Genomic DNA, 24,563 nt, shown 5'->3' on the forward strand with positions numbered 1-24,563 from the left:
TGTCGCTACAATCTCTACAAGAGGCAAGGTGTTAGGTGGAATATTCCTGTGCCATGGTTATGCTAAATAACGCAGTGGCTTCAGTAATGATCATTCATCGGCTTTATGGATGAGCACAATCTGTTTATTCATGCCCCATTTTGGCTGAACTTGTCTAAACTTAACAATGAAGGCATTGAAGGAGCTGCTGGAGTTTGTGGCCCTAATATGTCAATCAATTAGGGGGAGTTTATGGATTCAATTAAAATAATGCACCATATGGACAGGCAACCTGTGTTACTTAAGGGCGATATGCCCTTGACCAATGCCGTTGAACACTTGTTAGCCCACAATAAAGCCGGCGCGGCAGTAGTGGATAATCAAGGCCAGTTGGTGGGTTTTTTATCTCAGCAAGATTGTCTCGCTGTGATGCTCAAAAGCAGTTACCACTGTGACATGACCTCAGTGGTTTCAGATTGCATGAAAACACAGGTGCTGTTTGTTAGCCCAGATGACAGCATATTGCAGCTCGCTGAGCAGATGCTAGGCCCAAAGCCTAAGATTTACCCTGTGGTCAGCGATGGCAAAGTGATAGGCACCATTAATCGCACTAATGTCCTTTGCGCCATGAATACTTATATGCAGCAATGTTATTTAACCCCAGCTTGACCTTAGCCCTAGTCACTCAACCGAGGCTAAACTAATATCAATATTGTCCGTTCCTTGCTAGGATCGCTTCTTTTGATTCTGGCAAGGTAAGTAGATTTGGCTTCGGATACCCACCCCCTCTCAAATGCGTTTCTTAGTCTGTGTTTTCAAACGGATGCCGCGAAAATTCGCCGCCGTTTATTCAGGCTTAAAAAAGAGCCCGAGTCCGAGAAGAAATCTGCTGTATTAGCTCAGCTTGAAGTCGCAGCCCGCGAATCCTTCAATAAGGTGAAGCTTAGGGACAATAAGCGCCCAAAAATTAGCTACCCAGCTGAACTTCCCGTGTCGCAAAAACGCGATGAAATCGCCAAAGCCATCGCCAATAATCAAGTGGTGATAGTGGCGGGGGAGACAGGCTCAGGTAAAACCACCCAGTTACCTAAAATATGCCTCGAACTTGGCCTTGGGACTCGTGGGTTAATTGGCCATACCCAGCCTAGACGTTTGGCGGCCCGCAGCGTCGCGAGTCGCATTGCCGATGAGCTTAATTGCCCCTTGGGTGAAGCGGTGGGCTTTAAGGTGCGTTTTGCCGATGCCATTAGCCCAGATTCCTACATTAAATTAATGACCGACGGTATTTTACTGGCGGAATTAACCTCGGATAAATTCTTAAATCAATACGATGCCATCATCATAGATGAGGCCCATGAACGCAGCCTCAATATCGATTTTATTTTAGGTTATTTAAAGCAAGTATTAAAAAAACGTCCTGATCTTAAAGTGATTATCACCTCGGCGACCATAGACGTTGAGCGCTTCTCCCAGCATTTTAATGGTGCACCCATCATAGAAGTCTCTGGAAGAACTTATCCGGTTGAAACCCGCTATCGCCCCTTAGTGCGTGATGAAGCGTCAGACTTGGACTTCAGTGACGGTATTTTTGCTGCTGTGGATGAGTTAATCCAAGAAGGCCCTGGGGATATTCTTATCTTCTTAAATGGCGAGCGCGACATTCGTGATACCGCCGATATGCTCAGAAAACGTCAGTACCGCGACACTGAAATTCTGCCCTTGTATGCCCGCCTTTCCTACGGTGAGCAATCAAAAGTCTTTAAAAGCCATATTGGCAGGCGCATAGTGTTGGCCACCAACGTGGCTGAAACCTCGTTAACTGTGCCCGGCATTCGCTATGTCATCGATCCGGGTACGGCGCGTATTAGCCGCTATAGCTACCGCACTAAGGTGCAGCGTCTTCCCATAGAGCCCATTTCACAAGCCAGCGCCAATCAGCGTCAGGGCCGTTGTGGCCGTGTGGCGGCGGGTATTTGTATTCGCCTCTATGATGAGCAAGACTTCCTATCGCGCCCAGCTTTTACCGACCCGGAAATCCTGCGCACTAACTTGGCGTCGGTTATTTTACAAATGCTCGCCATAGGCCTTGGTGACATTGGCGGCTTTCCCTTTATTCAGCCGCCAGAGCAAAAACACATACGTGATGGTTTCTTGCTGCTTGAAGAGCTGCAAGCCGTGCATCAACATAAAGGCGACTTAGTCCTCACGCCACTTGGCCGCAATCTGGCCAGTATTCCGGTGGATCCCCGTCTTGGGCGTATGGTCATTGAAGCCAATCAGCTGGGCTGCTTAAATGAAGTGATAGTGATTGCCGCTGGCCTTTCTATTCAAGATCCAAGAGAGCGCCCAGCGGAGAAAAAACAAGCCAGTGATGAATCTCATCGCCGTTTTGCCGATAAAGACTCAGATTTTGTCAGCTGGATAAATCTGTGGACCTATCTTAAAACTCAAAAGAATTCACTTTCTGCGAGCCAATTTAGAAAACAGTGTCGTGATGAATACTTAGCCTACTTAAGGGTTAGAGAGTGGCAGGATTTATTTTCTCAAATCAAACAAGCGGTCCACGACCTAAAATGGCGCTTAAATGAGGCGCCTGCCAATTATGAACAGGTGCATAAAGCGGTACTTTCAGGGCTTTTAAGCCAAATTGGCTTCAAAGATGCCAATAATGAATACTTAGGGGCGCGAAATCGTAAGTTTTTCGTGTTCCCAGGTTCGCCATTGGCTAAAAAAGGACCAAAGTGGATCATGGCGGCTGAGCTTACTGAAACCTCACGCTTATTTGCCCGCTGCTGCGCCAAAATTCAGCCAGAATGGCTCGAATCCCTCGCGGGGCATTTAATTAAGAAGAGTCATGTCGAGCCGCATTTTGAAGCTAAGCCTGCCAGCGTTATCGCTTTTGAAAACCAAGTGCTTTATGGGCTCAATATCGTTAGCCGCCGCAAGGTGCAATACGGGCCAATTGATCCTGTTGAAGCCCGCGAAATATTTATTCGCAGCGCCTTAGCCGAAGGTCAATTACAGACTCAAGAAGCCTTTTTTGTTAATAACCAAGCCTTGGTTGAAGACATAGGTAATTTGGAGCATAAATCACGGCGACGAGACATCTTAGTGGATGAACAAGTGCTGGTGGATTTTTATGAACCAAGGATCCCTGAGGGCATTTACAATGGTCAGCTATTCTTTGGCTGGTGGAAAAAAGCCAAGCGTGACACCCCGCAATTATTAGACTTTAACCCTGAACTGTTAATGCAGCGCAGCGGCGCCCATATTTCTGCGCTGGATTTTCCCGATGTGTGGCATAAAGGCAATTTAGCCCTAGCCCTGAGCTACCATTTTGAGCCTGGCGCCGATGACGATGGTGTCTCTGTGCATGTGCCGGTGGCGCTACTTAACCAAGTGGATGACACCGATTTTGATTGGTTAGTGCCAGGGCTTAGGGAAGAGAAATTTATCGCCCTTATCAAGTCATTGCCTAAGACATTAAGGCGTAACTTTGTTCCAGCGCCGGATTATGCCCGCGCCTGTGCTCAGGCGATGGAGCCTTTCAGTGGCCCCGCGCTTGAGGTGATGTGTAAACAATTACTGCGCATGAGCGGCACTCGGGTCACGCCAGATGATTTTGATTTAACCCAGTTAACCGCCCATTTGTCGATAAACTTCAAAATTGAAGACGATAAAGGCACGCTTATCGAGCAGGGGCGAGTGCTGGATGACTTAAAAGATAAATTACAAGGTGTGGTCGCCAAGGCTATTCGCCAAGTGGCTAAAGTCGGAATTGAACAAGAAGCCCTGCTGAGCTGGAGTTTTGGTGACTTGCCTAGTCAATATCAACAGCGTAAAGGTAACTATGAAGTCAAAGCCTACCCTGCGCTAATCGACAACCAAGCGGATGTGTCCATCAAGTTATTCGATGATGAGCATGAAGCCAAGCGGCATCACAGAGTGGGCTTAAGGCGTTTGCTGCTGTTAAATATTCCTTCACCTGTGAAGCACTTACAGCAAAAATTGCCCAATAAAGCCAAACTTGCGATGTACTTTAATCCCTTTGGCCAAGTGCAAATATTGATTGATGACATCATAGCCGCCGCGGTGCAGCAACTCTTGGATGAGAAAAAACTGGATGTACGCAATGAAGCCCAGTTTGAGCAGGCTAAAGAGTGGGTTCGCCAAGAACTTAACCCCAGCGCCGAGCAAATCTCCCTTAAGGTTGAACAAATTTTAACCTTGTATCAGAACATCAAAAAACGCATGAAAGGCAAGATAAGCTTAGATATCGCGTTTGCCATGAGCGACATTCAAACTCAGCTCGATAAATTAGTGTTTAAAGGCTTTGTGGAAGACTGTGGCTGGCAGCGTTTGGGGGATATTATTCGCTACCTTAAAGCCATTGAGAATCGCTTGGATAAGCTGCCCGTGGATCCCAGCCGTGATCGCTTGCATATGCACAGTGTGGCCAAGGTGCAAGAGGCGCTTAATGCTCAGCTCAATAAGTTACCTAAGTCACAACCTGTGCCAGACAGTTTGGTTGAGGCGCGCTGGATGGTGGAGGAGTATCGGGTGTCCTGCTTTGCTCAAGTATTAGGAACTGCTTATCCTATCTCAGAAAAGCGGGTATTACAGCATATAACCGCTATTTAGTGAGGTTGCAACCATTGTTATTCCTGAAAAAGTTAGGTGTTAATGAATACTAATAGAAAGATAGTCGTGTATTTGCGTGAGCGTATTCCAACGTTTGAATGTGTGCCTGGATGCCATGATTGTTGCGGCCCGGTAACGACGTCGGCTGAAGAAATGTCGCACCTACCCGTTAAAACTGATGCTGAGCATGATGCCGCTTTAGAGGAGTGGAACTGCGTACATTTGGGCCCTCATGGCTGCACTGTGTATGAGGAGCGCCCCCTAATCTGCCGCGTTTTTGGTACCACGTCCAATATGCTATGCCCAAATTCTTGTCGACCCAAAGAAATGATTGATTCAAAGGTTGAGCGCCAGATCCATCACTACATCGCCAACACAAGGCAAGTGTTAGTCTGATAGTACTCTTAGCTCAATGAAAAAGTCAGAGAGAACAGCGCATTGCTGCTTGAGCTCGTTGGGCATGAAAGATAAGTCCTAATTTGACTCACCATATCAAATAAAAACGCCAGCAATTACGCTGGCGTTTTTTTAAGTTCAAATACGGCTGCTGTAATTTAAGCTTGCTCGATGTCTCGTGGGATAGCGATGCCGTGGAACAAGGTAAATAGCACAGGCACTATGACCAAGGTCAGCACTGTCGCAAAGCCTAGACCAAACATGATGGCAATGGCCATTGAGCCGAAGAAGGCATCGAACATTAACGGGATCATACCCAAAATGGTGGTCAAGGCCGCCATACTTACGGGGCGTACTCGGCTTATGGCACTGTCGAGTACAGCAAGGTAGGGCGCTTTTCCTAAGTCCAACTCGAGATTGATTTGATCCAGCAAGACAATGCCATTTTTAAGCACCATGCCGCTTAAGCTTAAAATCCCAAGTAGTGCAGTGAAACTCAATGGCATATTGGTCAAGAGTAAGCCAAAGACCACACCTATGATGGATAAGGGCACAGTACACCAGATAACCAAGGGCTTTTTCACCGAGTTAAACAAGAACACGGTAATGATGAACATAAACAGATAACCCATGGGCAAGGATCCAAACAGCGCCGCCTGTGCATCGGTTGATGTTTCGTGTTCGCCGCCCCAATGCAAGCTGTAGCCATCTGGCAGTGAAATCGCTTCAACCTGGGGTTGTAGTCGATTAAAAAGCGTAGCTGCGGTTTCATCACCTAGAATGTTGTGATCTGCCATTATGGTCAGTGTGCGTTTGCGGTCACGGCGCTGAATGATGGGATCTATCCACTCAAGCTCAACACCGTCGACAATTTGCTGTAGCGGCACATAACTTTGCAGGCTAGGGCTCCAAATCGACAGCTTTTGTATGCTGCTTAAATCAACCCTTTCCTCTTCTGGCAAGCGCACCACGATAGGTAACATCTGGGTGCCGTCACGGAAGTAGCCTATGGCGCGACCACCAAATGAAGACTTTAATGTATTGGCTAAGTCTTGCTTTGAGATCCCAAGGCGTCTTGCCTGTGATTCATTAAATTTTGGTACCAGTTGCTTGGTTTTCTCACGCCAATTATTACGCACATTTCGAGCGCCAGCATCGGCGCGGAAAATATCTTCGATTTGCGCAGCGTAATGACGCAGCACCTTAGGATCGGCGCCGGTTAATCTGGCTTCAATCTTTGAGGCCGCCGACGGACCGATTTCCATAAAGCGATACTGGAACATGGCCTCGGGGAACTGCTGGGGCAAGTTTTGATCCAGCTGGTTTAATAGCAACATCATTTTTTCCCGAGAGGCAACTCGAATTTGCATCTGGGCAAAGGCGGCGTAGCTGTGCTCTGGCGCGTAGGTCAAGGTAAAACGTTGCATGCCTTGGCCTGTGGTGGAGCTGATAAATTCGATGTCGTAATTTGTTTGAATAACACGTTCGACTTGCTTCACTTTTTTGTAAGTTTCACGAATATCAGTGCCTTCCGGTAGCCACATATCTACATAAAACATAGGGGTGTTCGACGGCGGAAAGAAGGCATTTTTTACCTTAGTCAAACCATAGAAAGAGGCGATTAGGAGCACGAACATGGCCAGTACTGTGACGGCCCTATGATGCAGGCTGAAATTAAGAATTTTCTTGAATACAGTAAAAATCATCCCCTTGTAGGGGTCGTCTAAATTTGCCGCATCCTCAGGCTTAGATTCATCCAGTAACAAGTGAGCCAGGAAAGGAGTTAAGGTAATGGCCGTTATCCAAGATAAAAATAACGAGAAGCACAACACCCAGAATAACGACCCTAAGAACTCGCCTGTGGCATCGGCCGATAAGCCAATGGGAGCGAAGGCGATGATGGCAATCACAGTGGCGCCAAGAAGCGGCCATTTCGTTTGCTGAACGATATCCACCGAGGCCTCAAGCTTGGTCATGCCACGCTTAAGGCCCACCAAAATACCCTCGACCACCACAATGGCGTTATCCACAAGCATTCCTAGGGCTATGATAAGGGCGCCAAGGGATATCCTTTGCAGCTCAATCTCGTACAGGCTCATCATGATGAAGGTGCCGAGCACAGTTAGGAGTAACACTGCGCCTATGATGATGCCACTTCGAAATCCCATGGTGAACAGCAGTACTAAGATCACTATCCCAACCGCTTGTGCGAGGCTGATGACAAAGCCATTGACGGATTGCTCCACTTCGCTGGCTTGATCGTAAATGGTGTTAATCTCAATGCCGGCAGGTTTTAACTGCTCTAATCGAAGCAGATGCTCGTTAATGCGTTTACCTACTTCGACCACATTCACGCCTTTGGTGAAGGAAATACCTAAGTTAAGGGCTGGCATGCCATCGAAATTAAGTAAGTTTGAAGGCTTTTCTTCGAGGCCCCTAAAAATATGCGCCACGTCTTTTAAGCGAATAAGATTACCGGTATCGCGGCCATGGATAATCAAGTTCTCAAAAGTTTCAATGCTGTTTAGCTCGCCGCTGGGCCTTAAGGGTAACTGCAAAGAATTGATAGTGACATTACCCGCACTCATGATGGCGTTTTGCTGGCTAAGAATGCCGGCTACTGTGCTCATGTCTAAGTTAAAGGCGGCAAGACTCTTTAATGAAAATTCGACAAACAGTTGCTCTTGTTGCTTACCTGCAAGGCTGACTTTACCGACGCCATCAATCAGCTCGATTTCACGGGTCAATTGATCCACGTAGCGCTTTAGATCAACAAAGCTGTAGTTATCGCCGGTTATCATCAACATATAACCGAACACATCGCCAAAATCATCCATGACTTGGATAGGCATGATGCCATCGGGAAGATCAGGTTTTAGGTCATTGACCTTACGGCGCAACTCATCCCAAATTTGGGGCAGGGCCTCGGCATCATATTCGGTTCTCATGCTGACTTTGATCTGAGATAAGCCTGACGAGGACGTCGAGGTGATATGGTCAACATAAGGCAGCTGCCTAAGGGCTTTTTCTATGGGGTAGGTGAGTTCTTCTTCCACCTCGGTCGGGGTTGCACCTGGATAGGGGGCGATGATCAGGGCATCTTTTAAGGTAAAGGCGGGATCTTCTAATCGGCCTAAGTCTAAGAAAGACACAGTGCCGCCAACGGCGAGAATAATGAGAAACAGCCAGCTTATGACTGTATTTCGAATGGAATACTCAGCAATAGTCACAGTGCTTGCTCCTGTGTGGTTGAATTAACTTGCATGCCTTCACGCAATTGATTTAAGTGTGAGGTCACGATGCGATCGCCTTCATTTAAGCCATTAATCACTAAGGCGCCTAAGCTAGACATCTGTACAACATCGACGGCTTGCTTACTAATTTTGCCATCGAGTAGTTTCCAAACATAAAATTGATTAGCTTGCATGCCAGGATCCAGTGCATTCACAGGCACTTGATAACCCAGCTCGCCACTAATGCCTGCCTTGATTAAATCTATGTGCACTGTGGCTGTGGTACCCGGCAGGGTGACGGGCGTCGTTTGCGGCATGACAAACCAAGCTTCATAGGCCTGTGTTTGCGCAGTGAGCTGCATAGTGTATTCCAGCAATGACACTTGATGCTCAGTGCCACCATTAGCAAATTGCAGGGTGGGTTTGTAATTAGTTTCTTTTTTCTCAGGGTTAAATCTAGCCAGAATAACGTCAGGCAATTGAATTTTTACGTAAATCTTATCGCTTTGATACAGCTTAACCACAGGTTCACTGGGGGCGACGGTTTCATAATTCTCTTTGTTGACTTCAGACACTAGCCCAGAGAAAGGGGCACGGATCACGCTGTATTTGACTTGAGCTTCAGCCAGCTTTTGGTTGATTTCAGCGAGTTTTACGTTGGCGATAAGTTCATCGAGCTCGGCCTGAGAAATCAGCTGCTGACTGACTAGGCTCCTAGCGCGACTTAATTGCTTTTGGGCGAGAACCATTTTTGCTTGAGTATCGGCTTGTTTCTGCTCAGCTTTTCTGGAATCAAGTTTAATCAGTACTTGGCCTTTAGTGACAGGTTCACCAGGCTTTATTAATACTTGGCTGATTTCGCCGGCAATTCTAAACGACAGCGGAGTCAATTCGGCGGGGACAACTTGACCGATAAAATCACGATATTGAGCGGTAACGGGAGCCGCTAATACTTGGTGAGTGACCGTCAGTACTGGTTTAGTGCTGACTTGTGGCTCTGGGCTACAGGCGATAAGCAAGGCACATGGCAGCAATAGGCTTATGAGGCGTTTGGTAATCGATGGCATATTAAATTCCTCCCTCTTTAACCCATGGGCGTACTTTCTGGCCGGCGTTAAGGTTTTTAGCGCCTGCAATCACTATGTTATCCCCAGGCGTTAGGCCACTGACGACTCTATTATCAGCATCTAACACCACAGTGACAGGTTCGAGCAGTTGGTTGGTCTCATTCATACGCCAGACTTGGGCAAGCGCCTTCTCTTGGCTATAGATAGCACCAAGAGGGAGGAACAAGTCTTGTTGCTTGGCGAGCGTTTGTACTATATGCACTGTGCCCGACATGCCAGACAAAATATTCAAATTGGCTGGACGACTAATGGTCAGGGTAACTTTGTAGGAGTTGGTATCCACATCGGGTTTAGTGGAGATTTCTTTGAAGCTTGCGGGTAGCAACACGTTATCGAAACGACTCAAACGCACTTTGAGACTACTTTGTTTCAAACTATCAATATCCAGCTCTGAGGTAAGGTGCACAGGCAAGTTAAAATCGATATCAAAATTTTGGTTATTTAGCATGCTAACAACGGCTTGTTTAGCATCCACAAATTGGTAGGTTTTGGCATGGGTGATGGATATCCCCCCAGGGAAAGGCGCATGCAATTCAGTGTAAGATAAATCCGTTTGTGCCTGCTGCAAATTGAGCTTAGCCTCGGTATAGGCAGTTTGAGTTTGATCTAGACTATCTTCGCTGACTAAGTGCTTCTCAAATAGCTGTCTTGCGCGCTTAAGTCTGGCTTGTTGTAGCTCAAAATTGGCTTGCATCGCCGCTAAAGCCAGTAAGTAATCTTGTTGATCTAGCTTAGCAAGTAGTTGGCCTTGCTCTATTTTTTGACCCATACGCACATCTAGCAAAGCGATTTCCCCTGGCACTTGAAACGCCAGTTGAGCTTGCTTACTGGCACTGACTTGCGCCACAAACTGGTGGGTTTTGCTGTGCTTGAGTTGAGGAATTTCCATTAACTTAACTGGGGTGCTGGCATCGACTAGGGTATCTGATTGTGCCTTCTCACAGCCCCCTAAAAGGGCTATCAAGGATATCAGGGATATTAGCCTAAACCCTGAACGTATCTTAGTTACAGGCATCTTGTTCCTCGTCATGGTTGTGGGTGATGAAACTCATCATGCTATACGTTTGTGCAGTATATTTCGACTAGTATAAGGATGTTAATTCTGTTGCACAAGAAATACTGTACAGCCGGATAGTAAAATGGCACTCTTATACTGGCATGGGGCGATAACTGCCCAAGTATAGCAGTCCCCGAAGAGAGAGTTATGCCTGATAAAGATAAGAGAATTGGTCGACAATCTGCTGAAAATACGAAACAAACCCGTAAAGATATCATAGATGCGGCGACGCAATTATTTTGTCAGCAGGGTTATGCTAAGGTGAGCCTAAGAGCCATTAGTGAGCAAGCCGGTGTGTCCCATGGGCTTATTCGACATCACTTCGGCACCAAGTTTCAAGTGTGGCAGCAGGTTTGCGATCGCATCGAAGCGTATTTTCATCAATTCGTATCGTCTCTCACTCAAGAATTTTCTCCAGAGCTTGCCAGTAATGAACGACTGTTTTATGTGATTATTAATCTGCAAGCCGTGTTGATGTTAGATCCGCGTCCCATTCAGCTAATGGCCGATTCAATGGGGCAAGATGCGCAAATGCATGATTATATTTTTGATGACGATGATGAGCTGGCGACATTAATCGCATCCATGCTTAAGCAGTGTCATCAAGAAGGACTGGCAACAGAGTTGGCAGTGAAAGAGCTTGAATGGTTAACCTGTGCCAGTGCTAACAGTTTTGTGAGCCTAGCGCCTTTAGCTAAAAATACCTACCCAGGGTTATCGTTTGAGCAAGTGCAGGTGAAGCATTGGCGGTTATTTGCGCGCTCAATATGTGCGTTATTAGAGTTAGATATTGGCATTATTCCTAAAATAGAGAACTTGGCGAGTTTTGTGGCTAAGAGTCAATTTATCACGGACTTTAGTAACAACTTTGATTGTGAAACCCTGTAGATTTCGGCGTTATTAACCACATTTCCCCCATTGAAACTCAAAAGGCTAAGGATCGTTAATCGAACCTTAGCCTTTTTGGTGGGGCTGTTTTTAAGTCTGTCGTTGTTAATCAATAGTTAGTTTAAATGCCTATTGAATTAATTATTGTCTGGCTAAACGATGGCTGTCTGGGGCTTGCTCGAAATCACTGCGAAACGGATTAATATCCAAACCGCCACGGCGAGTATAGCGGGCATAAACGGTTAACTTTGCACAGTGGCAGTATTGCTTAAGATCCATAAATATCCGCTCAACGCATTGCTCGTGAAACTCATTATGCTGACGGAATGAAATCAAATAGCGCAGCAATTTTTCACGGTCAATTTTAGGCCCTTGATAACGGATCATTACACTGCCCCAATCCGGCTGCGAGGTGATCAAGCAATTGGATTTAAGCAGGTTTGAGGTCAAGGTTTCGGCAACATTTTTCTCTTCCGTGCTGTCCAATAAATATTCTGGATTGAATTGATAATCAAAAATTTCAATATCCAAATCATCAATGCAGTTGCCGGGTAATTCACTGATGCGCTCTATGGTAAAATGCTTAGGCTCGATTATTTTTACCGTCACCTCACCCTGAGCACATTGGCTTAAGTCAGTTGTCAGTGTGTCTTTGACAGCATCTAGGTTATTGAAACGGGTTTGATTCAAGCTATTGAGATAAAGCTTAAAAGATTTAGATTCAATCAAGTTGACACTATGAATGTCCAAATGCACTTGCAAGATGGCAACCACAGGTTTGCCTTTGCCATTGAGCCAAGACAATTCATAGCCTGTCCAGATATCTGTGCCATGGAAGGGCAGTTCGGTCGTGAGTTCAATCGCATCACGATTCAGTTTGCGGGGAACACCTTGAAGCAATGAGGGGTCGTATTCTGCTTGATATTGCGTCGCTTGGCCTAGGGTTAGGCCCTTGAGTGCTTGAGCATCACTATAAGGATCGTGATTGTGTGTCATCTAATGGGTTTCCATGTCAAAATATGCTTTTATTATAAACCACGAGTAGCTTAAGTGTCTTGTTCATCTGCATTAGAGAAGTTTATAAATTCATACCTTAACTCATATCAGAATGCCTTATCTGAGTTACCGCGATATTATCCTATGGGCGTGGCATCGCCTTGTATCGCGCAAACTTTCGATGAGCAATCAGAGGATGCGGTTTTCTGGCAACCAGTTAAACGTGAACCAGCCGGGGACTTTGACAATGTCGCGTCGGCGTTAGCTATCACTCTGCATCAAGATATTAATCATTTTTATGCTTCTTTCTTCAGTGCCCCCTTGCAGTTTAATTCGCCGTGGGGAGAAGGGGAGTTATTGCTTGCCTGGTCCCTCGAGGATTTTGAATACTTGCAGCAAAACATTATTGGTCACTTGTTAATGAAGCAAAAGCTTAAACAAGCGCCGACCTGGTTTATTGGTGTCTTGAGTGATGGCGACACTATGATCACAGTCGAAAATGATACTGGCGCCGTGTGGATTGAAGTGCCAGGAGAAGTTCCTAAACAGCAACTTGCCCCCTCTATCGCCGAGTTTATTACTCAGCTGAGTCCGCGGATCACCCCAGCGATAAAGCCAGTTCAAGAAGTCGACCCGCAATGGCAACACCCAGGCATTTGGCAACGAATGAAGCTAATGTGGCGAGATTTAACTCATCGAAGCCGAAAATAAACTTTATTGATGATCCCAAGATAAGTTTGACACTATGCGGCAAGGTTCGCAGCGAAACTGAAACATGTCTAATAAAGGTTCAGCAAGTTTCCACTCTAGACTGCCGCACTTTGGACAAGGCCGTGAAAGCTCAGCGTTTAGGCTTTCACCGCCGACTCGATACAGATAGTAGTAAGTGGGGATCTTAGTTAAGTACTCGATACGACCACGTAAATCCCAGCCACGTCTAAATAAGTCACTGTCAGTATTGGATATTTCATCTAAGGCTGCAAATTCAGCTTTGGTGGCTGCCGCCATTTGCAGTTCATCGCACGCCTGCCATTCGCTCTGCCATTTTATCATCCGCTTATGATCGCCATTGAAGGTAGCGGGAATTTGATACAAAGGAATGGGTAATAAGTTATCGCCGTTTCGCAGCGGCGAGCACATGTGCACATAACTGGTGTATAGCAGCTGCCAACTGGGCTGATGGGTATTACTGGCTTCGGAATTAATGTCTTGTCCGATGAATTTCTCTCTTGGCGCAAGTATTTTTGCCTCTGTGAGTCCATTAAGTGCCACTTTCACCCACGGGCTGTTGTATCGATTGGCGAGACTGCTGCGCTCTGGGATCAATAGACGGACTCTGAACTCACCATCATTAAAGGCGACTGCAAACTCACGCCCGAGCACTTGCCCGTTAGCCCTAAGTGCCTCTAAAAAATTGTTAATGGCTTTTTCTGCAGCTTCAATACTGGTGTCTGCAAAGCATTCAAAGCGTAGTTCTGTGACAAACATTTATTCGGCTACCTTATTTTCAAGAATTTGAACTCTTGCAGTGAGTTGGTCTATTTGTTGAGTCAATTGCTGAATTGTCAAAAGTAACTGCTGCAGATCAAGGTCAGTATTCGATGCTTGCAGCGCATTGTCCTCAGCTTGACTCAAGTCTACATCGGCAAGGCTTGCCCAGCACTCCTTAGGCATAGCTTTAAATTCTTTGAGCCCCTGAATGATTATGGGTATAGGCAGTTTATTGCGTAAACGTGACTTAACTAAGGCTAAATTGGGTACATGACCACTTAAGGCGATGGCTTTTGCGGCAGCGAGCACTTGGTCAATTGGACTCATTGTTGGTTAATTTCCTCATATGTTGATAAATTCGAATGCTACCAAGCAAGCCTGATATTAATTAATTTCTTCAAATCAATATGTTATAAGTAATCCCTATTCTGGCATATATTTTGCTTTTCATTGGTTCTATATCACCATTATTTTAAAAAATAACATGAGTAGTGGCAATTTAAACAAAAAGGACCAGACATGAAATCAAAACTTATCCCAATAGCAATGTTAACCAGCCTAAGTCTATTAATGAGTGGTTGTGTGCTCAATGTAGGTGAGCATGGATCTGCCAGAAATAGTGATTGGGAACAGCAACAACAAATGAATCGTGACAATATTGCCAAACTTTCCATGGGAATGGACGCTCAACAAGTGTCATTACTCATGGGAACCGCCGATTTTAGTGAAGCGTTTGTGACTCAAGCCTCAGCCCAAGATGCAGAGCAGCAAGTTCAAGTGTTTTTCTATCGTACTCAATGGAGTAAAGGCGATGGCAAAACGACTAAAGATGAATGCACTCCCGTCGTTTTACGCAACAACAAGTTGATTGGTTGGGGTGATGCGGCTTATAAGATGATCTAAATTGCTTTTATTTCCGCAATAAGACGTCCAATTGGTCCACCAGTTCTGACCATTGGGCGTCTTCATTCAAGGCTTCTTTAATGAAGTTCCGCTGCGCTGGAGTCCAAAATGTGGCATCGGCCAGATGCACATGGTGTTTAATTTTATTTTTATTAATAAAATCTTCTATTTCTTTAGGTTGATGGCCTAAACCTAGTTGCTGAAATAAATGGGTTAGATCGTTCTGTGTCGTGTCCATAATCAAGTTCCTCTATTCATCCTACTCTGAGTATAAAAGCCTAATTTCAAAGCACAAGGGGCTTGCACAATGTTATTTTTTTGTTAACTTGGAGGTAACTCTGTTTAAATAGGATACTGCTTATGGAAACTGCCCCGTTGGAACAATATCGCGCCGTGTATTTAACAGCTGATGATCTTAGGATTGCAGCCTCCATTATTTATAATGCCTACCAAAACGATGCCTATTTTTTGGCGATTCTTTTTTCAGGGGACAAAGTCAGCTACGAGCAAAAATTGCGCGCCGCCATTCGCGAAGAACTCAATGAATTATGGCAGCAAGAACAACCGCTAATAGGATGGTTTGACGGTGACAGACTCATAGGGGTTGCTTGTATCATCACTCACCAAGTCCCCATAGGAGAGAGTCGCTATTGGCATTGGCGGTTTAAGATGTTGCTAGGAACTGGCTGGAAGTCGACTCAAGGTTTGATGCAAAAAGAAACCTCTATCATAGAACAGTTGCCCAGTGATCAATGCGGTATACTGCAGTTTATTGCCTTAGCCCCGAGTGAGCAGCATAAAGGCCATGGCGGTCAATTGATTGAGGCTGTACTAAGTTGGTGTGACGAACAGCCCAAGTTAGAAGGACTCGGGGTATTTGTCAGTAACGACAGCCACAGTCACCTTTTTCAGCAACATGGATTCATTAACTTAACGTCGATGAAGATAGGGGATGTGGATGGTGACTTGCTCTTCTATCATGGCCAACTCAGTGAATAAGGTTTCTCCCCCTTCAATATAAGCTCTGCAAGCTGTGTGAGAGATCTCTTACACGATTTGTGAGCATTGGCGTTATTGTTTGCAGCTAAGCTTATACCGCATTGGCTTAAGTCATTCATTCTCCTTTATTATTTTCACCCGTTGGTCTGGCAAAGCATTTTTTTTGTATTTATTTTCAAAATATCTTTTTAGGTGCATGTTTCCTAGGGGGAAGCTGGCATATGATTAACACATCCAAGGAACAGGATGAAAGGAACAGGAAGCGCTCAAGGTAGAGCATACTCAAGGTAGAGCATACTCAAGGTAGAGTCACTTGATCAGGATGATTGAGTACAAGGATGAAAATGGATAACCCCAAGGAAGACCTAAGGTTAGGGGATGCAAGGGAAGGCCAGTGAAGACATAATGTCTCGCTACCAGGATTAAGATTGTCATGGATGATATAGGACACGCTTAAGGACTGAGCAGGCTCAGTAAAGGATGACTGAGAAAAAGGACGGTATTTTAGATGATACAGGGAACACAAGGATGCTAAGGACAGACGCAAGGGATGCAAGTTAGACGCAAGGACGGTGCAGGGAGCACAACAATAGCAGGATTGCAAAGAATAACAGGCCACGAAATACTATCGTGGCCTTTCTTTTGGCTGTTTTACGATAATGAATAGCAAAAAATACTTTATCTTGGTGGGATACATCAAAAAATGATGCTAATTGGATTAGATCATTCAGTAGAATCTGAATGGGATAATTTTGTTAATGTTTAATCTATTAATTTCAACATGTTGCTGTAACATGAGACATTTGTCATTCATCCTGTAGATATTTAAAACCTGCCTTTCTTCATCGTTGTGATAGATATTGATAGCTAAGGCAATAAAAAGAGCCTCCATGATAGTGAGGCTCTTTTTTGGGAAATGTTACATAGAGCAATTGGTTACAAGTTAAAGTGATGCATTAAATGCTTTAAACCCTTCCGTTGTCGCTGGTGCTGGTGGCGAGATTTTACTGACTACCACGCCGAAAATTAAGGCGAGGGCAAAACCGGGTAAAATTTCGTAAAGTTCAAATATTCCGCCTGAAAGCTGCTTCCATACCACTACGGTAATCGCGCCTGCGAGTATGCTGGCGATGGCGCCATTACGGCTGTAACCTTGCCAAAACAGGGATAAGAGTACTACAGGTCCAAATGCGGCACCAAAGCCGGCCCACGCATAACTCACTAAGCCTAATACACTACTTTGTGGATCCAGTGCCACAACCCCTGCAACTAATGCGATGGCTATGACGCCAAAGCGGCCCACGAGTATGAGTTCTTTATCACTTGCCTGCGGGCGAAGCCATTTTAAGTAAAAATCTTCGGTGACTACGCTGGAGCAAACCAACAGCTGTGAATCTATGGTACTCATAATGGCTGACAAAATAGCGGCGATAAGTAGACCACCAATCCATGGATTAAACACAGCATGCGTTAACTGAATAAACACAGTCTCGGCATTTTCGATGGGGCTATTGGCAAAATACAGACTGCCGGCAATACCCGTCGCTAGGGAGCCTATCAGGGCTAAGGCCATCCAACCCATGGCGATACGGCGAGATAAAGGTAAGTCGGAAACCTGACCTATGGCCATAAACCGCGACAAAATATGTGGCTGACCAAAATAGCCAAGCCCCCAAGCGAGTAAGGAAATCAAGCCAATGAGGCTGGTTTCATCGCTGATAAAATTGAGCATGGCAGGATCGATAACGCTTAAATTGTGCTGGATTTCAGGTTCACTAAAAATGACCACGGGCACAAACACTAAGGCGATAAGCATTAAACAGCCTTGGAAAAAGTCGGTCCAACTTACGGCAAAAAAACCACCCACAAAGGTGTATGACACTATGATGAAAGAGCCAATGAGCAGGGCCGTGGTGTAATCGAGTCCAAAGACTTTTTCAAACAAGATGGCGCCGCCCACCATGCCAGAGGAAGCGTAAAAAGTGAAAAAAACCAAGATGGTAATGGCGGATAATAACCTGATCACGCCCTTAGGATCATTGAAGCGATTTTCAAAAAAATCGGGTAACGTCAGTGCGTTATCAGCAAGTTCTGTGTAAACCCGCAGGCGTTTTGCCACAAACAGCCAATTGAGCCAAGCGCCAAATATAAGTCCAAATCCTATCCAAGACTCTCCAAGTCCGCCAAGGTAGACGGCGCCAGGCAGACCAAGTAACAGCCAACCCGACATGTCAGATGCGCCCACAGAAAGCGCAGTCACAGCCGGTCCCATTTTACGGCCACCGAGAATATAATCTCCCACAGTGTCAGTTTTTTTAAAGGCCCAGAAACCAATGGCCATCATCAGGGCGAGGTAACCAAAAAAGGTAATAAAAATAGGCGTTTCAATCGTCATATCGGGTCCATTTTATAGGTTTTTTTCTATGCTAACAGAAGTCATAGTATTTGCATTAAGTAAATGAGTTGTAATCCCAGTCAGCAGACCTGTTGAATATTGATTGATATTCTCGATATGAGTTTGTTTTTATTATTTATTTTTTAATTTCGTGGATTTGGCGTTAGTGAGGGGCTGTAGAAATCATCAAAGAGTGCTACTAAAGAAGCAGGCTGCTCATTTGAGCAGCCTGCTTGATAACTTATGTTCGCCAACCTAACAGGCTCACTGACAAGTCTTAGATAAAAGTGTTCTCTATGTCAGATTTAACTTGGTTAAGATCTTGTGCTTGTTCACCCACAAGCAGCATATAACTGCCGGCCGCTTGGAACCCGAGGCCTTGATATTTATTGTCAGCGAAAACCTCTTCCATCACCATGCGATTCTCAATCGGCACAATAAAGACGGTCACTTTGCCGTGGGCGCCTTGCATGACGAGATGCAAGCCTTGCACCCCTTGAAAATCACAGTAGGTGGTGAAGTAAATCTTACCGGGTTGGCCAACAAACTTAGCATTATGCATGCCTGTGAGCCCCGCTAGCTTAAAGTTAACATCCTCGAAGGCCAGATTTTGATCCATGCTCAGTGCTCTTGGTTCGTGATACACGTGAGCGAGGGCATTTTCAGATAAGTTCACAGGAGTTAATTGCAATAAGCTAAAGCTAATCCCCACCACGAAGGCGATAGAAGCCGCCATAGCCACTAAGTAACCTGTGCTCTTGCGCTGGGCTTGATGTTGAGTGATGTGCTGGCGCAATAGGATCTTGTCGGCGAGATCATCACTCACATCGATTTTTAGTGCCTGGGTTAGCTTGGCATCTAAGTCGTTTAATTCTTTCACTAGCGCCGCATCCTTGGGATGAAGGTTAATATGCTGGATAAAATCTTCAGCTTGACTGCTAGGTTCGCCATAGGCATGGCGACGAAACTCTAGATCATCCATTTGATTGACCTCTTACATCTGGTGCATCTAATGCGTCTTTTAATTGATTACGAGCCCTAAACAGGCGCGTCATCACAGTATTTCTGTTTAACTCTAATAGGTTAGCAATTTCATCACCGCTAAAACCACCGATGAGTTGCAGCAAGAGTGGTTCCCGATACTCCATCTCAAGCTTACCAATTTGACGTCGTAGCCAATATTGCTCGGTTTTGTCTTCCGTGCTGGAGGACAAATGATCTTCGAGGGTATCTTGTTCCACATCAGAATAATCAAACTGCTTACGTTCGAACCTGCGGGCATTTTCCCTGCGCAAAATGGTGATAAGCCAGGCTTTGGCGGCTTTATCATCCTTAAGCGAATCCAGCGAGCGCCATGCCCGTAAGAAGGTTTCTTGAGTGATATCTTCAGCTATGTGTCTATTACCACACAGCCAGTAGGCGTAGCGGAATAAATCAGTATGAAGTGCCCTGACGAGGCTATCGTAACGTCGTTGTTTAGTTAGCATGTCAGATATGACCGTGGGTTCAGACTTTTTCTTTCGAAAGCTATCGAACATATGATGATTTTTCTAATAATCCATGTTCGATAGCTTAAAAGTATGGGGATGAATAGCAAGGGAAAGTTAGCTTTCTCCCTTGCTAGTGCCAAATATCAAGGGTTTAATTCAGAAATTAGTGATTTTGGCTGAGGTTTATTTGTAGGGGTTATAGCTTGAAGCTCTTTCATGAGTTTATTTATATCAAGCTGTTGATGCGTTTTAGCGTATTTTTGAGCTTGCAGATCGTTAAGGCTTTGCCCTAGTGGCTCTGACAAGGCACTTATTTGCGCCAAGGACATAGGCTGAGCCAACACATGACTCACATAGGCTTGAATTAACACTAACGCTTGGCCTATCTCTGCATTTTTCAGTGACTGTTCAATGACCTTAAGTTTATTCTTATCACCCGTTGTCGGTGTTGATTTGACGGGTGAAATGACACTGACAATGGGGTTTGATCCTTGCGTAGTCGTCGGGACGACTGGTTCATTAACATGATCATCCGCCACAGCCTGCCCCTGAGATAATTGCGCGGCAATAAGCTGTTGTTGCAGTCTTTGTATGGTATTGAGGCTTTTGCGCCATAGCATCAAGCTTGCCAGTAACAGCAGGGCGAACGATGCACTTAGCCAATGCCAGGGGAAACTGTCAGGGTTGGTCGCCGCGTAGTCTTGCATACTGGGCACATTCGTCTGAGTGTGATTTGCCGCTATAACTAAGGATTTGGCGGGTAGCATGGCTGTTTCTTGTTGTTTCAGATGAGGATTCCACCATGGAACTTTGACTGTGGGGAGCTCGAATGTGCCGGCTTTACTCGGCACTATGGCCATAGTAATACTGTATTGAGACACGATTTGATTATCCCGCACGAAGGTTTGTCTCTGGGGCTTTTCTGGATATATTTTAAGCCCATCGGGAGCGGTAAACTCAATCTCAGGTAAGCTGGTTTCATCGGTATTAGACGCGATTAAGGTGACAGTGCGGGTAATGGGGGTGCCCACTTCAAACTCAGTTTGTTCATCTGGCCAGGTTTCTTTGAGTAGCGCTAAATCGCTGACAAACCATTTTCCTTGAAAACTGGCAGGAACTGGGTTGATAGCAATCACTTGCTTTTCAGCTAAGGCTTGCATAGGACGGCTTTCATTAAAACCAAACATGCCTGAGCGGCCTTGGCTTTCAACTAACACATCCCCTGAGAAACTGGCGCCATTAATGGTCAGTTCACCTGGGGAGTCCGCGATGATGGCATAGGTCCTTTCTATGACGCGAAAGCGTTTGCCATTGATAATTTCATTGCTGTCCTTGTCCTCCCCCAATTGCTTAATTTGTGCTCCCTCAAGGCTAGGCGCGCTGAGTACGCCTCGTTGTAACTCAAGGGCTAAGAAGAGTTTGACCTTATAACTTATCAGTTGGCCGACATAGGCTTCCTTAGTTGAAAGTTCAGTTTCTAGGAAGATATTTTTCGACTCGTCGCTCTGGCTCCCTTGGGCTGCCACTGTCAATACGATTGGCGCCGAACGGACATTTTGCAGGGTAAACTGAGGTATGGTGATGACGCCGGTTTTCTTAGGAGACAGCAAAATTTGCCAGCGAGTTTCTCTGCGGGTATCGAAATTGACGATTTGAGTGCTGCGGCCCACGCTGGTGCGGCCTACTTGAAAGTCTTTGAGTAGGGCTGAGGTATCGAGTTCGGCGGCGTTGATATCATCATCGGCCACCACATTAAGGACAAAATACTCACCCTTGATCACAGGGTTTCTGTCTATGGTTGCCAATAGTTCAGTTAAGGCCAACGCAGGCGATGCCTGTATCGCCAAATACAGGCCCAATAAATAGCCTATGAATACAGGTAATTGTTTTATCTTAGTTACCACTGTTCATCATCCTTAGGTGCTTGCGCCTCTTGCCGGCGCTTAAGGTATTCAAGTTGCATTTTATTTCGCAGCAGAACTTGGGGGTCTTCACTGACAGCGCGAAGGGCTCGCTCCATTTCTGCGGGTAATGCCTGAGTTTGAGCTTGAGTGGGCGCTAACATTTCTCCCGCAGCCGTTTGTTGCTCGGGGGCGTTATCAGATGGTTTTTCCCCCACAGCAGTTTGCTGCTTTGAGCCTGAAGCAGGTTTTTCCAGCTCGGCTTGCATGCTAGCCTCATTCTCTTGAGCTTGGCTATTGGGGTCTTTACCTTGTTCACTCGCCGATTGAGCCCCTTGTTGCTCGCTCATTGCTTGATCATCGGTGCCGCCGCTGTCTTGTTTTTCTGAACTCGGTTCATCAACGTCAGATTGTTGACCGCCAGATGAGGCGTTAGTCTCATCAGACTTATCGCCGCCTTGCTCTGAGGTGTCATCATCTTGTGATGCGCTGCTGGCATCTTGATTATCCTGGGTGTCAGAGTCCTTAGATTCAGTGCCCTTGGAGCCTGAGTTATTTGAACCAGCCCTGTTTGAGCTTGAGTCGCTCGAGTCGGAGTTACTGTCATCGCCGTCATCTGAGTCATCAGAGCCAGAGTTTGAGCCTTTACTCTTATCGCCTCCCTCATTGGCGTCGCCGTCTTCACCAGACTCACCGTTTTCCGCGGATTGATTGTCTCCTTGCTTTTTGTCCTGCTTAGCTTGTTGTGCTAAGGCGAGATTACGACTGGCTTCAGGGAAGTCGGCCTTTAGCGCTAATGCTTCTTGGTAGCGTTTGATGGCTTTATCGATTTTGCCTAAATGCATGAGTGCATTGCCTTGATTGTATAAGCCATTGGCACTGCTATCTTGCTCAAATCCTTTAAGTGCGGCTTCAAAGTCACCAGCCTTATAGTGGGCACTGGCACGCCAAAGGGGATCGTCGAATTTGTCGCTGGCAGTATGAAAGTCTTCAGCTTCGAAAGCCGCATTGGCCTGCTGATCCCGCGTCTGCCAAAGGTCATCCCATAGACTTGCTTGGGCGCTAGTGGGTTGATAAAACATAAATAGTGCGACCAAAGGCAACAAGCCGCGACGAAAGCTTAATAGGCAAGGGAGTAACAATAATAAGGCTAAATAGGGGCCTAAGTCTTGCCAGCTTTCACCTTCAAGCTCAGTGGCTCTGGCATCGCCATCGGTGGCAAGCCAGTCTTGCAATTGCTTAAGATCGCTGCCATCGGCCTGCGCCGGGACAAGAATGCCTTTTTGATATCGAGCAAGCTTTTGCAATAAACCATAGTTGGTCTTGGCAATAATGACGTCATCAACATTGTCTTTGAGCAATTGTCCGTCGGCAAGACGAATAGGGGCACCTTGCTCACTGCCTAGAGCCAAGATAGACAAGCGATAGCGACTGCCCTTGAGACTGGCTTTAGCATTATCAAATTGCTTGCTGGAAATGCCGTCGGTGAGCACGATAATGTCACCATTGATATGTCCACCTTGGGCTAGCAAGCTTTGTGCTAGGCGTAGTGCACCAGCAAGATCTGAGCCCCGAGCTGGCATGATATCTGGAGATAAGCTCGGTAACAGATTCAGCAAGGTGGCGTTATCGCGCGTTAAGGGGCTTATGGTAAAGGCATCACCTGCATAAGCGATAAGTCCTGTTTCACCTTCTTTAAGCTGACTGATGAGATCGCTTGCCCGAAATTTAGCCTGAGATAAGCGGTTGGGGCTCATGTCGGTAGCTAGCATAGATAACGACATGTCCATCACCAGCACCCGGCCTTGCTCTGTCGCAAATACTGGCAAATTTTGCTTGTTGACTGCAGGTCCTGCTGCGGCGATGACGGCAATAAACCAGGCGGCGGCCAGCAGCCAAGTGGGGTGCTTACTGCTTTGCATACTTGGGCTAATAAGTGCCGAGGTTAAATGGGGGGCGATATAATGCTGCCAAGCCGATTGCTGGCTGTTTTTACGCCAGGCAAGCAAGCTTAATAATGCTAATGGCAGCAGCAATAATAGCCACTCGGGGCGAATAAAATGCAAAGGCATTACTGACTCCCTCTTTTTAACCCATTGGGCAAGGTTATCACTTGAGATAAGCTTATCCACAGACTCACAAATAGCGCGGCCAATAGTGGCCAGAAAAACAGTTCACTCTTAGGGCGATAACTGAGGTTGTCACGACTTACAGGCTCGAGTTGATCGATTTTTTGGTAAATTTGCGCCAAATCTTCACTGTTTTTAGCCCTAAAGTAATAGCCATTAGTCATAGTGGCCAGCCGTTGTAACTGCGCCTCATCAAGGTCCATCGAAGGATTGACCCGCTCCTTACCAAAAATGGTGCGCCGCTCCATGAGTTCTGCACCTACGCCGACTGTGTAAATGGTGACATTGCGCTTGGCGGCAATTTCAGCGGCCACATCGGGTTCGATATTGCCAGCATTGTTTGAGCCATCGGTTAATAGCACTAGCACGCGGTTACTTTCGCTAACTTGATCGAAGCGCTTAACCGCTAAAGCAATGGCTTCACCTATGGCGGTTTGTTTACCCACTAAGCCAATTTGTGCATCGGCTAAGAAGGTGGCAATAGAGCGTCTATCTTGGGTTAAGGGCGCCTGTAAATAAGCATGGTCTGCAAATAGAATTAACCCCAAACGGTCGCCATTTCGGCGCTCAATAAATTCACCTAAGACGTTTTGAATTAAACTAAAACGATCGACAGTTTTACCGTTAATAACCATATCTTCAATTTGCATACTGCCAGACAAATCTACCGCTAGCATAAGATCTCGCCCCTTAGAGGGTAATTCTATCGGCTCGCCTAACCATTGAGGACGCGCGATGGCACACAGTAAAAATAGCCACATTAACCAATAGCGCTTGCGAGATGATGACCCCTGGCTACGGCTTTGTAATTGGCTTGATGCCAGAACGCCGGGCAATTGTAAGTAACCACCTTGGGATTGAGATAAGGGGAATTTTTTTATAAACCAAGGCAGAGGCAATAAGGCCAATAACCAAGGCCAGCTTAAGGTTAACATTGG

The 24,563-nt window shown here is 45.9% G+C and carries 20 protein-coding genes; 7 read left to right on the forward strand and 13 right to left on the reverse strand.

The features are described from left to right. The first annotated feature begins 231 nt into the window (after positions 1 to 231). The 3 genes from SDEN_RS07880 (at position 232) to SDEN_RS20205 (ending at position 5,016) form a co-directional block, all read left to right on the forward strand. Entirely contained in the window at positions 232 to 648 is a 417-nt protein-coding gene (locus tag SDEN_RS07880) for a CBS domain-containing protein (protein WP_011495949.1), read from the forward strand. Positions 649 to 744: 96 nt separating this feature from the next. Further along, positions 745 to 4,620 (forward strand): ATP-dependent RNA helicase HrpA, encoded by a 3,876-nt coding sequence (gene hrpA, locus SDEN_RS07885; RefSeq protein WP_011495950.1) that lies wholly within the window; start codon positions 745 to 747, stop codon positions 4,618 to 4,620. A gap of 42 nt (positions 4,621 to 4,662) precedes the next feature. Beyond that, positions 4,663 to 5,016, forward strand: coding sequence for a YkgJ family cysteine cluster protein (locus SDEN_RS20205; RefSeq protein WP_011495951.1), 354 nt, complete (start codon positions 4,663 to 4,665; stop codon positions 5,014 to 5,016). A 158-nt stretch (positions 5,017 to 5,174) separates the two neighbouring features. Here SDEN_RS20205 and SDEN_RS07890 read toward each other — a convergent pair whose 3' ends face one another. The 3 genes from SDEN_RS07890 to SDEN_RS07900 are packed head-to-tail and all read right to left on the reverse strand — an operon-like array spanning position 5,175 to position 10,391. Continuing rightward, positions 5,175 to 8,246: an efflux RND transporter permease subunit gene (locus SDEN_RS07890; protein WP_011495952.1), complete on the reverse strand. Its 3,072-nt coding sequence runs from the start codon at positions 8,244 to 8,246 to the stop codon at positions 5,175 to 5,177. Beyond that, a complete protein-coding gene (locus SDEN_RS07895; protein ID WP_011495953.1) occupies positions 8,243 to 9,316 on the reverse strand; it encodes an efflux RND transporter periplasmic adaptor subunit in 1,074 nt (357 codons plus the stop codon). The genes SDEN_RS07890 and SDEN_RS07895 overlap by 4 nt, the downstream gene beginning before the upstream one ends. 1 nt (position 9,317) lies before the next feature. Then, positions 9,318 to 10,391: an efflux RND transporter periplasmic adaptor subunit gene (locus SDEN_RS07900; protein ID WP_011495954.1), complete on the reverse strand. Its 1,074-nt coding sequence runs from the start codon at positions 10,389 to 10,391 to the stop codon at positions 9,318 to 9,320. Positions 10,392 to 10,580: 189 nt separating this feature from the next. Between SDEN_RS07900 and SDEN_RS19785 the strand changes: the two genes are divergently transcribed. Beyond that, the gene (locus SDEN_RS19785) at positions 10,581 to 11,321 is read left to right on the forward strand and encodes a TetR/AcrR family transcriptional regulator (protein ID WP_011495955.1); all 741 of its coding nucleotides are present in this window, start codon (positions 10,581 to 10,583) and stop codon (positions 11,319 to 11,321) included. Positions 11,322 to 11,462: 141 nt separating this feature from the next. Here SDEN_RS19785 and queF read toward each other — a convergent pair whose 3' ends face one another. Continuing rightward, complete coding sequence (queF, locus tag SDEN_RS07910; RefSeq protein WP_011495956.1) at positions 11,463 to 12,317, reverse strand: NADPH-dependent 7-cyano-7-deazaguanine reductase QueF; 855 nt, start codon at positions 12,315 to 12,317, stop codon at positions 11,463 to 11,465. Positions 12,318 to 12,371: 54 nt separating this feature from the next. On the opposite strand from queF, the gene syd reads away from it, so the two are divergent. Next, on the forward strand, positions 12,372 to 13,028 hold the full coding sequence (gene syd / locus SDEN_RS07915; protein ID WP_011495957.1) for a SecY-interacting protein: 657 nt from the start codon (positions 12,372 to 12,374) through the stop codon (positions 13,026 to 13,028). Positions 13,029 to 13,031: 3 nt separating this feature from the next. On the opposite strand, the gene SDEN_RS07920 is transcribed toward syd, so the two are convergent. Together SDEN_RS07920 and SDEN_RS07925 are read right to left on the reverse strand one after the other, a co-directional pair. Next, positions 13,032 to 13,805, reverse strand: coding sequence for a Zn-ribbon-containing protein (locus SDEN_RS07920; RefSeq protein WP_011495958.1), 774 nt, complete (start codon positions 13,803 to 13,805; stop codon positions 13,032 to 13,034). Next, positions 13,806 to 14,135 carry a hypothetical protein gene (locus SDEN_RS07925; RefSeq protein WP_011495959.1) on the reverse strand — a complete coding sequence of 110 codons (330 nt, stop codon included), beginning with the start codon at positions 14,133 to 14,135 and terminating at the stop codon, positions 13,806 to 13,808. 192 nt (positions 14,136 to 14,327) lie between these two features. On the opposite strand from SDEN_RS07925, the gene SDEN_RS07930 reads away from it, so the two are divergent. Further along, positions 14,328 to 14,711, forward strand: a complete 384-nt coding sequence (locus SDEN_RS07930; RefSeq protein ID WP_011495960.1) for a DUF3192 domain-containing protein — start codon at positions 14,328 to 14,330, stop codon at positions 14,709 to 14,711. Positions 14,712 to 14,718: 7 nt separating this feature from the next. On the opposite strand, the gene SDEN_RS07935 is transcribed toward SDEN_RS07930, so the two are convergent. Continuing rightward, the gene (locus SDEN_RS07935; protein WP_041405732.1) at positions 14,719 to 14,949 is read right to left on the reverse strand and encodes a DUF2789 domain-containing protein; all 231 of its coding nucleotides are present in this window, start codon (positions 14,947 to 14,949) and stop codon (positions 14,719 to 14,721) included. Positions 14,950 to 15,071: 122 nt separating this feature from the next. Between SDEN_RS07935 and SDEN_RS07940 the strand changes: the two genes are divergently transcribed. Then, positions 15,072 to 15,710, forward strand: a complete 639-nt coding sequence (locus SDEN_RS07940) for a GNAT family N-acetyltransferase (protein WP_011495962.1) — start codon at positions 15,072 to 15,074, stop codon at positions 15,708 to 15,710. A 943-nt stretch (positions 15,711 to 16,653) separates the two neighbouring features. Here SDEN_RS07940 and putP read toward each other — a convergent pair. From putP to SDEN_RS07970, 6 genes are all read right to left on the reverse strand, one after another. Beyond that, a complete protein-coding gene (putP, locus tag SDEN_RS07945) occupies positions 16,654 to 18,105 on the reverse strand; it encodes a sodium/proline symporter PutP (protein WP_011495963.1) in 1,452 nt (483 codons plus the stop codon). Between the two features lie 277 nt (positions 18,106 to 18,382). After that, positions 18,383 to 19,087, reverse strand: a complete 705-nt coding sequence (locus tag SDEN_RS07950) for a DUF3379 domain-containing protein (RefSeq protein ID WP_011495964.1) — start codon at positions 19,085 to 19,087, stop codon at positions 18,383 to 18,385. Beyond that, positions 19,080 to 19,643, reverse strand: coding sequence for a sigma-70 family RNA polymerase sigma factor (locus SDEN_RS07955; RefSeq protein WP_011495965.1), 564 nt, complete (start codon positions 19,641 to 19,643; stop codon positions 19,080 to 19,082). The genes SDEN_RS07950 and SDEN_RS07955 overlap by 8 nt, the downstream gene beginning before the upstream one ends. Before the next feature lie 95 nt (positions 19,644 to 19,738). Next, entirely contained in the window at positions 19,739 to 21,499 is a 1,761-nt protein-coding gene (locus tag SDEN_RS07960; protein ID WP_011495966.1) for a BatD family protein, read from the reverse strand. Further along, positions 21,493 to 23,568, reverse strand: a complete 2,076-nt coding sequence (locus SDEN_RS07965) for a VWA domain-containing protein (RefSeq protein WP_011495967.1) — start codon at positions 23,566 to 23,568, stop codon at positions 21,493 to 21,495. The genes SDEN_RS07960 and SDEN_RS07965 overlap by 7 nt, the downstream gene beginning before the upstream one ends. Then, positions 23,568 to 24,560, reverse strand: a complete 993-nt coding sequence (locus SDEN_RS07970; RefSeq protein WP_011495968.1) for a vWA domain-containing protein — start codon at positions 24,558 to 24,560, stop codon at positions 23,568 to 23,570. The genes SDEN_RS07965 and SDEN_RS07970 overlap by 1 nt, the downstream gene beginning before the upstream one ends. Positions 24,561 to 24,563 lie beyond the last annotated feature (3 nt).

The organism is Shewanella denitrificans OS217 (assembly GCF_000013765.1).
Taxonomy (GTDB): Bacteria; Pseudomonadota; Gammaproteobacteria; order Enterobacterales; family Shewanellaceae; genus Shewanella; species Shewanella denitrificans.